Consider the following 11,962-nt stretch of genomic DNA (forward strand, 5'->3'; position numbering starts at 1 on the left):
TAAAGAGCCGGTCGTGATGAGAAAATCGCACCGGCTGTTTACTTTGTTGGCTAAACTAATCCCAGTCGATGAAACTATTCCTGTTGCTCACCTGTCTTGCGCTGCATTCAACCACCTGCCTGTATGCTCAATCATCACCGACACCACCCAAAGGCCACCCCAACACCAATACGGCAGGCTGGAAGCCGCTTTTCGAGTCTGACCTGTCCGACGCAGGATTTCCCAAAGGCGTCTGGACCACATCAGAGGGCGTCCTGACGGCCAGCGCCGACAACACCATCTGGACGGCCGTACCCTACGATGATTTTGTGCTGGATTTATTGTTTATGACGGCCGACGGCACCAACAGTGGCGTGGTTGTTCACTGCTCCGACACGACTAACTGGATTCCTAACTCCGTCGAAATTCAGATTGCCGACGACTACGCCAAACAATGGGCCGAGTCGCCCACCAACTGGCAGTGCGGGGCATTATTCGGCCATCAGGCCCCCACAAAAAGCGTGGTCAAAAAACCTGGCGAGTGGAACCGCTACACCGTAACCTGCCAGGGCAAAATGATCTACATTGTGCTCAACAATCAGTTGGTCAACAGTATCGACTTAGCCAAATTCACGTCGGCTAAAACCAACCCCGACGGTTCGCCCGTACCCGAGTGGCTCAACAAACCCGCTGCCGACCTGCCGCTGCGTGGCTTCATCGGTTTGCAGGGCAAACATGCCGGAGCACCGATTTACTTCCGAAATATGAAGATTAAGGTGTTGTAGTGCCGAATCGGCACTACATACGCCCGGCGGTTGTTGTGTCTGTATGCAACCCGAATCCCAAACCCGCCACAGCCGCGCCCTGCCCGAACTACGTTTTTCGCTCAACCTGCTCTACGTTGGGCGGTTTTTGCTGGGCATGAAAGCGCCGTCAGCCACTGATCTGGACGCATTCGATGAACGCATTGAAACCGTTACGGATGAACTGGTTGCCACAGAGCTTCTTCATGAAGCGGCCATTTTAGCGGGCGACGTTTTGTCCACGCCCAACCCCGAAACGGCTTCTCAAACCGACCCCACGTAAGCCGCAATCACCGGTTGCAAGCGCGGGAGGATCGCTTCGATCTGTGCTTTTTCGTCACCGGTCCAGTGGCGGGGCTTGTCAAAAACGCATGGTTGCAGAATACCCCACAGTTGTCCGTCCTGTTGAATGTGGGCGTGAATCAGGGCACGGTGTCCGAAGGTTTCCCGCTCGAAGCTGCGGTTCAGCACGTCGGGCGTGGCGGTTTCCACGTCGTCTACATACACGGATGGTTTCATGGTCAGCCCGGCGCGGATAAGCGGATCTTCGGCAGGCAGGTCGGTGGTGTCAGGTTGCCAGTCGGGTTGGATGGTGTTCTTGTCCGGAACCTGGTCATTTTTTCGCCAGCAGAAAGCGGTTCGGCCCCGCGCTTGATCGGGCTGACGGACGTATAGAAAACACCGGTCGGCATTGAGTGCGAGACCCACCGTCTGCACAATGTCGCTGAGCGTTTCAGCGGGCGAGTGGCCCTTTAGTAGCAGCGCGTCGATGGCTGCGGGGAGTGATTCCATGATTGTCATGTCCATTTAACTGGTCTATCATCCCCCGGGTTTTTAGAAATTACGGTGCTAAATGCATCGGCCCAACGTTTGGGGTTCGCAGCAAACCCGTTTCTTTGCGCTCGCATACAACCTCCCCTGCTCATGCCCGATTCTCTCTTTGATATCCATTCGTGGGCCGCTCTGTTCGATATGGACGGCGTTATTGTCGACAACACCAACTTCCACATCAACGCCTGGCTGCAATTTTCACAGCGTCACGACCGGCCCATTACGAAAGATCAGTACCTCGAAAACATCAACGGGCGCGTCTCTGCCGATGCGATGGCCTATATGTTCGGGCGCACGGTATCGGCCGACGAGTTAGTTGAATTTACGGAACAGAAAGAAAGTATTTACCGGGAATTGTACGGCCCGCATCTCCAGCCTGCACCGGGATTATTGCCATTTCTGGATGACCTGAAGGCCGAAAACGTCCGGTTAGCCGTGGGCACATCGGCCCCGGTGAGCAATGTCCTTTTCACACTCGACGGTTTGCCACTGCGGCCCTATTTCGACGCCATCGTGGATGCCAGCATGATCCGGCACGGCAAACCCAACCCCGAAATCTACCTCACAGCCGCCCAACGCGTGGGCATCGACCCATCCCGTTGTATCGTTTTCGAGGATGCCTTTGCGGGCATCGAAGCAGGGTTGCGGGCGGGCATGAAGGTTGTTGCCCTCGCCACGACGCACACGCATGACGAACTGAAAGACTCCGGTGCTGCGCTGGTTGTCGATGACTTCACGGGGCTAACGGTTAATGCGGTACGGGCACTGGTTGACTGAGTAAAACCTTACTTTTGCAACAAGTTTGTTCTTACGCATGACACTACCTGAATCGTTTATTCCCGCTGAACACGGCTTTTTCTTCCCCGCCGAGTGGCACCCGCATATGGCTACCTGGCTGAGCTGGCCGCACACCGAAGCGTCGTGGACCCGCGACCGGCAGGAACTGATGTTTCCGGCTTACATCGAGTTCATTAAAACCATTGCCGAAAGCGAACCCGTTTGCATCAACGCCCATAACGAAACGGTGATGCAGGCGGCCAAATTGCGGCTGCTGCTGGCCGGAGCCGATATGAGTCCCGGCGGGGAACCGCGCATCACGCTCCTGCCCCACCCCACTAACGATTCGTGGTGCCGCGACCACGGCCCGGCGTTTCTGATTAATCCGGCAAGAAAAGAGCGGCTGATCGTCAACTGGGGCTACAACGCCTGGGGCAATAAATACCCGCCCTACGACCGCGACGACCTGATTCCAGTCCAGATTGCGCAATACCGGCACTTAGATTATGTAACGCCGGGCATCATTATGGAAGGCGGTTCGGTGGAGTTTAACGGAGCCGGAACGGTGCTCACCAGCCGGGCGTGTCTGCTCAATCAGAACCGCAACAGTCACCTTACGCAGGCCGATATTGAGCGGTTTTTGTGTGATTATTACGGCGTTCAGCAGGTGCTGTGGGTGGAGGAAGGTATCGTGGGTGACGACACCGACGGCCACATCGACGATACGGTTCGGTTTGTGAACGAAGACACTGTTATTGCCGCCTACGAAGCCAATCATAACGACGACAACTATACGTTTTTGCAGGACATTCACCGCGAACTGCGTGTGATGCGCCTGCCAAACGGCAAGCAGTTCACTATTGTCGAGTTACCTATGCCTGATCCCGTTGTCATCGATGGGCTGCGGTTACCGGCGTCTTACGCGAACTTCCTTATCACCAACGGGGCCGTTATCGTGCCAACCTTCCGTTGCAATAAAGACCAAACCGCTCTGGACATTATCGGTCAATGCTTCCCCAACCGTAAAATCGTCGGCATCGACTCGACCGATATTGTGTGGGGACTGGGAAGTTTCCATTGTTTAAGCCAGCAGGAACCTTCCAGTGAACAATAAACAGGTATCAGTCAACAGCCAACAATTATTACTGGCTGTTGACTGATACCTGCTGGCTGATACCTGTTCACTGATAAATGTAATTATGTACGATAACAAAACCTTCCGCTCGGTTACCAACACCAGCAACGGCGAGGTGAGCAGCGAAACCACATTTTACTACCACCAAAAGGGCCAGATTGTCTGGGCTGATTATGCGGGTGGAGCCATCACGAAAGGTTTTTTGATTGCCACCGTGCAGGACGACAACAGTTTGGACATGCGCTATCAGCACGTCAATACGCAGGGTGAGTTGATGACCGGCCGTTGCCACTCCACACCCGAACACCTGCCTGACGGTCGGCTTCGGCTCCTCGAACGCTGGCAATGGACCAGCGGAGATGGTTCATCGGGGGAATCTGTAGTTGAAGAAGTAGGTTAGTTGAACGGGCGCGTCGCCAATAAGCGCCCAAACGAATCGTTGTTAATTCACGAATGTTTTCACCACCGAATCTGTTGTCAGTTAACCTAAAAGCAGTTAATTCAGACGCTATGCGCCAACTCACCGGCGGTTTCTTGCTGGCCTACCTCCTCATCGCCTGCAAAACAACCGCGCCAGTGGTTCAGCAAACGCCCCCGCCACCCGTCATTCTCTCGCTGGGAAACAAGGCGTTTACCACCGATGATTTTTTCCAGTCGTTCACCAAAAATCAGTTGTCGTCGGACTCGGCCCAACGCACCGATATCAATCAGTATTTCGATCTGTACACTAACCTGAAGCTGAAGGTTGTGGCCGCCGAGGACGAAAAGCGCGACACAACGGAAGCCTTCCGGGAAGAGATGAATACCTACCGCAAGCAACTCGCGCAGTCGTACCTGACCGATAAAGTGCTGGTCGAATCGTTGGCGGCTGAAGCCTATCAGCGGATGCAGCAGGAGGTCAACGTGTCGCATATTCTGGTGCCAGTGGTCGAAGATGCGGCCCCGACCGATACGCTAACCGCTTACCAAACCGCCCTCGCACTCCGCAAACGGGCGCTGGATGGTGAGGATTTTGCCACCTTAGCCCAGGCAAATTCAGGGGACGCAACCACCGCTTCAACCGGCGGTAACTTAGGTTATTTCACGGCGTTCTCGGTCGTTTATCCCCTCGAAACAGCAGCCTACACCACGCCCGTTGGAACGGTGTCGCTGCCCGTTCGGACGCGGTTTGGCTACCACCTCGTCCGCGTCAACGACCGGCGACCGGGCCGGGGAACCGTGCGCGTGGCTCACATTCTGGTACGTATAAGTCCGGGAGCCGATGAAAGTGGGCAACAGGCAGCGCAGCAGCGCATTGACGCAGCCTACGCCCGACTGCAAAAAGGAGAATCGTTCGAGACGGTCTGCCGGGACGTATCCGACGATGCCACGTCTCGAGCCAACGGTGGCGTACTCCCCGGCTTTGAAACGGGTCGGCAGGTGCCTTCGTTTGAAGAAGCCGCCTTTGCGCTGGTCAAACCCGGCGATCTGTCCAAACCCGTGCGCACCAACTACGGCTGGCATATCCTTAGGCTCATCGACCGGCGGGGTATTGGCTCGTTTGCTGACTTAGCCCCGGCCCTACGTCAGCGCGTCACAACCGACACCCGCGCCGACGTGCTGCGGCAGTCGACCGTGCAGCGGCTGATGAAGGAATACCCGGTTCAGGAGGTGAAGCCAACCCTCGAAAACGCCCTTCAGAAAGCCGACAGCACGTTGCTGCTCGGACGGTGGCGGCAACGCGAGCCGCTCGAAACCAGTTTGCAGGACAAGCCTATCCTGACTATTGCCAATCAATCATACACCGTCAATGAGTTTTTCGACTACGTTCGGCAGCGGCAGCAACCGCCCCGGAATCCAGCCATGACCGCCACAACGCCCGGTTCAGTAGCATCCACTGCTGGCTCGCCATCCGTTGCCATGCGCCGACTCTTCGACCGCTTCGTGGGGGACCGGTTGATTGAGACTGAAGAGAAAAACTTAGATAAAAAATCTTCTGAATTCCGGGCCTTGCTCAATGAAATTCGTGATGGAGTGCTGCTTTCTCAATTGATGGAGGAGAACGTCTGGGAGCGGTCGATGGTGGATTCAACCGGTCAGCAGCGGTATTTTGAGCAGAACAAGGACAAGTACCGCTTTCCCGAACGGGCGGTGGCCACCATCGTTGTAGCACCAAACGATGCCCTGCTCAAACAAGCCACCGATATGCTCAGGGGCAACCCACCGTATCAGCTCCGGCGGGCGGGCGCTACGCTTACGTATGACCAGAACCAAACGGCCTTCGCACCCAGTCAGCGCGAAAGCCTGTTCGAGGTGCTGTCGGTCCTGCTGCGCAACCCCGATTACCTGGTTGAGGTGAGTAGCTCACACGCCCCGGCTGAGGGCGACTCGGTTTCGGCCGGACGCATCCGCTCCGTAGTTCGTTATTTGCAACAAAACGGCGTATCGCTCAGCCGAATCGCCGAGAAAGATTATCAGGGCGCACGACCGGGACCTGTTTCCAAAGACCCCGCCGTTCAGCGCACGGTAACGTTTCAGTATTTCTCAAATGCGAAAGCCGACGCAGCTAAAATTTTGAGTGCTCAATTTCAAAAAGAGTCCGGCAACTCATCGGCGGGCGACCCGGCCATAACAGTTACGGAAGGTTTGTTTGCGAACGGCATGAACCCTTACCTCGATGCTGCCGGCTCCTGGAAACCCGGCACCACGGTATTGCATCCGGCGGGGAAGGCCGTGTCGGTGTCCATCAGCCGCATTGAACCAGCCCGTCCCAAAACGTTTGCCGAAGCGCGTGGGGCCGTTATTAACGATTACCAGGCCGTGCTGGAAAAGCAGTGGCTGGCTCAGCTTCGCCAGAAGTATCCCGTTAAAGTCAATGAAGAAGAGATAAGAAAATTGGTTAAATGAGAAAGAGAGTTGGTCAGTCGATGAGCCGGTCAGTTGGTGAGTAGCTGACTGACCGACACATTGACTGACCAACTCACTGACTGATTTCCCTTAAAAATGGTTAAAAATCAGCGCGTACGACGTTCCCTTCGTATCTTTAACACATGAAAAAAGTAATCAGCAGTGCACTTATCGGGTTGGTTGGCTGGTGCCTGACCGCCCCCGTTTTTGGGCAGGGTCAGGGCGTGAGTCTCAACAAAATCATTGCAAAAGTTGACAACTACTACGTGCTCCGGTCGGATCTGGAAGAAACCGTTCAGTCATACGCTGGCCAGAACCAGACGGCCCCGCCCAAATGCCAGTTGCTGGAAAGCCTCGTTATCAACAAGATGATGCTCGCCAAAGCCGAAATCGACTCGGTTGTGGTGGAGGAGAAAATCGTGGACAGCGAACTCGACCAGCGCATGGCCTACATGGTGCAGCAATTCGGCTCCGACAAGAACATTGTTGAAGCTTACGGCAAGAGCTTAGAAATGCTCAAAAGTGAACTGCGCCAGCAGGTGAAAGACCAGAAGATTGTGCAGAAAATGCAGCAGAAAATTACGACCGACGTGAAGGTGACTCCCCGTGAGGTTCGTAAGTTTTTCGACGCTATTCCGAAAGACAGCCTGCCCTACATGCCTGCCGAAGTGGAAGTAGGTCAGATTGTACGCTTTTCTAAACCGACCAAGGAGCAGAAAGAAGCGCTGCGCCAACGCCTGTTAGACTATAAAGAGCGCGTACTGAAGGGCGAGGATTTTGCCAAATTAGCCAAAGAAAACTCCGAAGATGTTGGCTCAGCACCCAGCGGGGGCGACCTCGGTTTTGCCAAACGCGGGGCCATGGTAGCTCCGTTTGAGGGCGCGGCCCTGAAGCTCAAGCCTAATGAAATCTCCGACGTCGTGGAATCGGATTTTGGCCTGCACCTGATTCAACTCCTCGAAACGCGCGGGGCCGAATACCACGCCCGCCACATTCTGCTCCGGCCCGACTACAACCGCTTGGACGTAACCGGGCCAACGCAGTATCTGGACAGTCTCAGAAATTTGATTCAGATCGACTCGCTGAAGTTTGAAAAAGCTGCTCACGACTTCTCAGACGACAAAACCACCGCCGATGCGGGTGGCCTGCTCCGCGAGCCGCAATCGGGCAGCAGCCGCCTGGCGATGGACGGTTCGATGGAGTACGCCATGTTCCAAATGCTCGACACCATGAAAGTGGGCAGCATTTCGGCTCCGCTTCCTTTCCGTACTGAAGATGGCAAAAGTGCGGTACGGTTATTGTATTTCAAAAGCAAAGTGCCGCCCCACACCGCCGACTTCAAAGTGGACTTCGAGAAATTGCAGAACATTGTGCTGACCAACAAAAAGAACCGCGCCATTGATGAGTGGTTCCGTAAGTCCGTTGCCGACGTGTATATCACCGTTGACCCCGAATTCCAGGATTGTCGTATTTTTGGCACCACGCAAAACAGCGCGGCCACCTTGGGCAGCGGAAATTAATGACTAATGAGTAATGGATAATGTAGAATGGACACTGATCTGCCGGTCATTATTCATTCTACATTATCCATTATTCATTGTTAACTCTACATTATTCATTTTACGTTAAATCATGCCTTACACATCAGATGTTGCGGCTGCGGAAGCCCTTACCAGTTCCTATCAGAAACTCAAAACCGAAATTTCAAAAGTCGTTATTGGTCAGGACGATACGGTTCGGCTGCTGCTGACCGCCATCTTCTGTCAGGGTCACTGCCTGCTGGTGGGCGTGCCGGGATTAGCCAAAACGCTACTGATTCAAACGATTGCCGGGGCGCTGGATCTCGATTTTAACCGGATTCAGTTTACGCCCGACCTGATGCCGTCCGACATTCTCGGCTCTGAAACGCTCGATCAGGAGCGCAATTTCAAATTCATCAAGGGACCCGTCTTCGCCAATATCATTCTGGCCGACGAGATCAACCGGACGCCCCCCAAGACGCAGGCGGCTCTGCTCGAAGCAATGCAGGAATATTCGGTCACCATTGCCGGTCATAAGTACGGGTTAGGTCGGCCGTTTTTCGTGCTGGCGACGCAGAATCCCATTGAGCAGGAAGGAACGTATCCGCTGCCGGAAGCGCAGTTGGACCGGTTCATGTTCAACATTTTTCTGGACTACCCTTCCTATCAGTCGGAGCTGGAAATTGTCAAAAGCACGACGTCCGATAAGAAATACGACGTGCAGCGGGTGGTGACGGGCGAAGAAATCCGGGAGTTTCAGCAGTTGGTACGCCGGGTGCCGGTGGTCGACAACGTGGTTGAATACGCCGTTAAACTCGTTCACAAAACGCGCCCCAACACGGAGATGGGGGCCGCCGATGCCAACCAATATTTGGAATGGGGCGCTGGCCCACGGGCATCGCAGGCGCTGATTCTGGCCGCTAAATGCAATGCCCTGCTCACGGGTAAATATTCACCCGACATTGAAGACGTGCGGGCCGTGGCTATGCCCATTCTGCGTCACCGCTTGGTGCGCAACTTTAAAGCCGAAGCAGAAGGCATTTCCGTCGAGCAGTTGATAAAGCGGATGATGTAAATTATAAAAGTCGTAAGTCGAAAGAGTCATAAGTGCTGACGCAATAACAATACTCACATCAGCACTTATGACTTTTTCGACTTACTGACTTACGACTCTTTTCTTTCCTTATTCGTCCGGCCGAGGTAATCGTCGTTACCCATGCCGGTCGAATCATCATCGACACCCGATGCATCGACGTTTTCGGTCTCGATGTTCACCAATACGGCCTTTCCTTCGGCTTCTTCCTGAGTTTGGGTCTGACGCCCTTCGTTGGATTCCATACTGCGTTGCTGGTTTTGTTTATTTATGCAACCACAAATGAGCCGCCGGGTTTACAGTCATCAGGGGTTACCTTGCCAAATCTTGCCGCACGGGCGGCCCGGCCACTGCGACACCGCCGTTGGAATTAATTAGGGAGAAGCGTTTTATCAGGTACTTATCAACTGGTTTACTGGATTGGCTCATTGCGTTGCTGGGCAAAAAGCCAGTCCAGTAAGCCGGGCGTTTTTTCAACATCTTCCCAGATATTATGACCGGCATTTGAAAATTCGGTATAATGAGGTTTTCCGCCTGCTTTTTCAATTCCCCCAATCATATCCCGTGAGCCGCTCACTGGAACGTTCCTATCCTTCTCTCCATGAAAAGCCCACACAGAAACGTTCGTGAGGGTATGAGCCAGCGTTGGGTCACCTTCTCCACAAATCGGAATGGCTGCGGCAAACAGTTCTGGATGCGTACTGATGAACTGCCACGATCCATAACCACCGCGCGAGACGCCCGTCACGTACCGTTTTCTTTTGTCGATTGAGAACGACTTATCCAGAGCAATAATAGTTTCAATAGCCAGTGGAGCCATAGAAGGCATATTGGGATCACCGCCCCAGCTGGTATTTGGTGGGCATCGCGGCACAAAAAGAAAGGAAGGGTATTTTTTTCTGTTTTCTTCAGTAGATAACCACTGAGCTGGCGGGCAACCGTCAATCTGCCGCACATTATCGTCCGCGCAGGAATAAGGCAGGCATACCACCAGCGGGTATTTTTTTTGGGGGTCGTAGTGCAGTGGTTTCAGGAGTCGATACAGCATCGTGTCTCCCTTAGTGCTGACATATCTTCCAGCGTCAAAGGGCTGCGCCAACTCCATCGCCCGGCTGGATACGTGGGTCTGCCCATAACCTTCACCCGCTATTCTGACGCCCAGTACCAGCGTACAGATAGCGAGCAGGACCACAAGACCCATCAAGAAATCTGACCCTTTAAGCTGAGTTGTATCCTCGCTCTGGTTCTTTACACGTTTTGCCTCACCCAAAAAATTCAGGATGAACAAAACAGGCAGTAAGCTGCCAACTAACGTAGTCCATTGCCTGATCTTATCCAACGTGGGATGAATCGAGACTGACTGGAAATCTATGTATAAGATCAAGGCTGTCAGTTGAGCAAGGCCCAGGATTAGATAGCAAACGCCCGCCGTTTTTAGCCAGTACCTTTCTCCTGCCCTGGACACGATCAGGCTGATTGCGTAAACGATACCAGCACTGACGACAAGAAAGAAGATAGGGGTCGTATAAATTACTAATTCGCGGTTCAGAAAGAGTAACCACCTGAATGTAAATACACAAAAATTAGCTGCGGTAGCCAGTAGCCCCGCCTGCAGGGCAAACCTGTGTTTTTTGTTATGGTGATACAGCAACATGAATACGGATGCTGCCAGAGAAATCAGACTCACCAGGAAAAACCAACTACTTATTGATTGCAGCGAGACTATTCCTATACCAAGCTGAAAATGAATAACACTCTGGAGTAAGCCAGCAGCCACAGCCAGTCCTAAACTGAAGTTTGCATAGCTGTAAAAACGGTTGGTCATCATGATCGGGAATTCAGATAATCCGCTGACAATGATACGCTATAAATGCAGATCAATAACCGTGAGCAATGATGTACACATCGGCAAGGCGACCCGTTAACCTTTCAGAAACCAAACTAACTCTGCGGACACGCGTATGCCCACCCGATCCCCAATCCGTAAGTCGTCGCGAGTGGTCAGCAAACGCACCCGGACGTAACGCGACAACTCAACCTCAACTTCGGAGTGGCTGCCTTTGAAGAACACCGCCTGAACCGTAGCCGCCACCCCGGTTATATCGAGTTTTATTTGCTCCGGTCGTAGACAGATTAATGCTTCGGGTAAATTAGGCTCGGGTAACCCCAAAGCGGGCAGGTGTTTTGCTTTCAAGATATTAACCGAACCCGTCAGACGGGCGGCATAAGCCGTTGCCGGTTGGTGGTACACAACTAACGGCGGGCCGAGCTGCACCAACCGGCCGTCGCGCAGAACACCCAGCGTGTCGGCAAGGGACAGTGCGTCGGTGGCCTCGTGGGTAACGAACAGGCAGGCCGTCGCGCGTGACCCTGCCTGTTCCTGTTTAATTAGATCGAACAGCAAATCGCGGATTAAAAGCCGGTTGGGCAAATCGAGGTGGCTGAACGGTTCGTCCAGCAATAATACCGCTGGCTTGTCGGCGACGGCGCGGGCAATGGCGGTGCGCTGCCTCTCCCCCCCCGACACCTGACGCGGCAGTCGGTGCTGCACGTCGGTCAGGCGGCAGCGTTTGAGCAGTTCATCAACGCGGAAATCGCGGTACGTCTTCTCAGAAAAACGCAGGGCATAAGCGATGTTCTCACGAATCGACACGTTGGGCATCAACTGATACTCCTGATGCACGAGCCGGATTTGTGGATGACCCGCCACCAGCACCTCGCCCGGCCCCGGCACCCGTTCACCGGCCAGCCGCACCTCGCCCGCATCGACGTCGGCCAGCCCCGCCAGCAGATTCAGCAGCGTACTTTTACCCGAACCACTAGCCCCCAACAGTCCCATAATCCGGCCCGGTTCGAGCGTGAGCGACACGTTGCGGACGGCTTTGACATCGTCGGCGAAGGATTTGGAAAGTTTATGAGCCTGTAGCAAATTAGAAGT

The 11,962-nt window shown here is 54.0% G+C and carries 12 protein-coding genes; 8 read left to right on the forward strand and 4 right to left on the reverse strand.

Annotated elements, in window-relative coordinates; all coding sequences use genetic code 11:
- Window positions 1–68 precede the first annotated feature (68 nt).
- Entirely contained in the window at window positions 69–764 is a 696-nt protein-coding gene (locus tag ACYVHB_RS08350) for a 3-keto-disaccharide hydrolase (RefSeq protein WP_461051245.1), read from the forward strand.
- Between the two features lie 43 nt (window positions 765–807).
- The gene (locus ACYVHB_RS08355; RefSeq protein WP_461051246.1) at window positions 808–1,065 is read left to right on the forward strand and encodes a hypothetical protein; all 258 of its coding nucleotides are present in this window, start codon (window positions 808–810) and stop codon (window positions 1,063–1,065) included.
- Here the strand turns inward: ACYVHB_RS08355 and ACYVHB_RS08360 are convergent.
- Window positions 1,047–1,574: a GAF domain-containing protein gene (locus tag ACYVHB_RS08360; protein WP_461051247.1), complete on the reverse strand. Its 528-nt coding sequence runs from the start codon at window positions 1,572–1,574 to the stop codon at window positions 1,047–1,049. The two genes, ACYVHB_RS08355 and ACYVHB_RS08360, sit on opposite strands and share 19 nt — an antisense overlap.
- Window positions 1,575–1,706: 132 nt before the next feature.
- On the opposite strand from ACYVHB_RS08360, the gene ACYVHB_RS08365 reads away from it, so the two are divergent.
- The 6 genes from ACYVHB_RS08365 to ACYVHB_RS08390 all read left to right on the forward strand — a co-directional run bounded on the left by ACYVHB_RS08365 (window position 1,707) and on the right by ACYVHB_RS08390 (window position 9,006).
- Window positions 1,707–2,390 (forward strand): HAD family hydrolase, encoded by a 684-nt coding sequence (locus tag ACYVHB_RS08365; protein ID WP_461051248.1) that lies wholly within the window; start codon window positions 1,707–1,709, stop codon window positions 2,388–2,390.
- A 37-nt stretch (window positions 2,391–2,427) separates the two neighbouring features.
- Entirely contained in the window at window positions 2,428–3,504 is a 1,077-nt protein-coding gene (locus tag ACYVHB_RS08370) for an agmatine deiminase family protein (RefSeq protein WP_461051249.1), read from the forward strand.
- Window positions 3,505–3,589: 85 nt separating this feature from the next.
- Window positions 3,590–3,925 (forward strand): n-acetylglutamate synthase, encoded by a 336-nt coding sequence (locus tag ACYVHB_RS08375; protein WP_461051250.1) that lies wholly within the window; start codon window positions 3,590–3,592, stop codon window positions 3,923–3,925.
- A gap of 110 nt (window positions 3,926–4,035) precedes the next feature.
- Complete coding sequence (locus ACYVHB_RS08380; protein WP_461051251.1) at window positions 4,036–6,411, forward strand: peptidylprolyl isomerase; 2,376 nt, start codon at window positions 4,036–4,038, stop codon at window positions 6,409–6,411.
- Between the two features lie 143 nt (window positions 6,412–6,554).
- Window positions 6,555–7,931, forward strand: a complete 1,377-nt coding sequence (locus ACYVHB_RS08385) for a peptidylprolyl isomerase (RefSeq protein ID WP_461051252.1) — start codon at window positions 6,555–6,557, stop codon at window positions 7,929–7,931.
- Window positions 7,932–8,043: 112 nt separating this feature from the next.
- The gene (locus ACYVHB_RS08390) at window positions 8,044–9,006 is read left to right on the forward strand and encodes an AAA family ATPase (RefSeq protein ID WP_461051253.1); all 963 of its coding nucleotides are present in this window, start codon (window positions 8,044–8,046) and stop codon (window positions 9,004–9,006) included.
- A gap of 89 nt (window positions 9,007–9,095) precedes the next feature.
- On the opposite strand, the gene ACYVHB_RS08395 is transcribed toward ACYVHB_RS08390, so the two are convergent.
- From ACYVHB_RS08395 to ACYVHB_RS08405, 3 genes are all read right to left on the reverse strand, one after another.
- Entirely contained in the window at window positions 9,096–9,269 is a 174-nt protein-coding gene (locus ACYVHB_RS08395) for a hypothetical protein (protein WP_461051254.1), read from the reverse strand.
- Between the two features lie 167 nt (window positions 9,270–9,436).
- Window positions 9,437–10,852, reverse strand: a complete 1,416-nt coding sequence (locus ACYVHB_RS08400; protein ID WP_461051255.1) for a carboxylesterase family protein — start codon at window positions 10,850–10,852, stop codon at window positions 9,437–9,439.
- Window positions 10,853–10,945: 93 nt separating this feature from the next.
- Window positions 10,946–11,953 (reverse strand): ABC transporter ATP-binding protein, encoded by a 1,008-nt coding sequence (locus ACYVHB_RS08405; protein ID WP_461051256.1) that lies wholly within the window; start codon window positions 11,951–11,953, stop codon window positions 10,946–10,948.
- Window positions 11,954–11,962 lie beyond the last annotated feature (9 nt).

It is taken from the genome of Spirosoma arcticum (genome assembly GCF_054779955.1).

Bases quoted from the DNA above. Each gene is read 5' to 3' on its own strand.
- ACYVHB_RS08365 (WP_461051248.1), top strand. From the start codon at position 1,707: ATGCCCGATTCTCTCTTTGATATCCATTCGTGGGCCGCTCTGTTCGAT.
- ACYVHB_RS08370 (WP_461051249.1), top strand. From the start codon at position 2,428: ATGACACTACCTGAATCGTTTATTCCCGCTGAACACGGCTTTTTCTTC.
- ACYVHB_RS08390 (WP_461051253.1), top strand. From the start codon at position 8,044: ATGCCTTACACATCAGATGTTGCGGCTGCGGAAGCCCTTACCAGTTCC.
- ACYVHB_RS08395 (WP_461051254.1), bottom strand. From the start codon at position 9,269: ATGGAATCCAACGAAGGGCGTCAGACCCAAACTCAGGAAGAAGCCGAA.
- ACYVHB_RS08380 (WP_461051251.1), top strand. From the start codon at position 4,036: ATGCGCCAACTCACCGGCGGTTTCTTGCTGGCCTACCTCCTCATCGCC.
- ACYVHB_RS08375 (WP_461051250.1), top strand. From the start codon at position 3,590: ATGTACGATAACAAAACCTTCCGCTCGGTTACCAACACCAGCAACGGC.
- ACYVHB_RS08385 (WP_461051252.1), top strand. From the start codon at position 6,555: ATGAAAAAAGTAATCAGCAGTGCACTTATCGGGTTGGTTGGCTGGTGC.
- ACYVHB_RS08350 (WP_461051245.1), top strand. From the start codon at position 69: ATGAAACTATTCCTGTTGCTCACCTGTCTTGCGCTGCATTCAACCACC.
- ACYVHB_RS08360 (WP_461051247.1), bottom strand. From the start codon at position 1,574: ATGGAATCACTCCCCGCAGCCATCGACGCGCTGCTACTAAAGGGCCAC.
- ACYVHB_RS08355 (WP_461051246.1), top strand. From the start codon at position 808: ATGCAACCCGAATCCCAAACCCGCCACAGCCGCGCCCTGCCCGAACTA.
- ACYVHB_RS08400 (WP_461051255.1), bottom strand. From the start codon at position 10,852: ATGATGACCAACCGTTTTTACAGCTATGCAAACTTCAGTTTAGGACTG.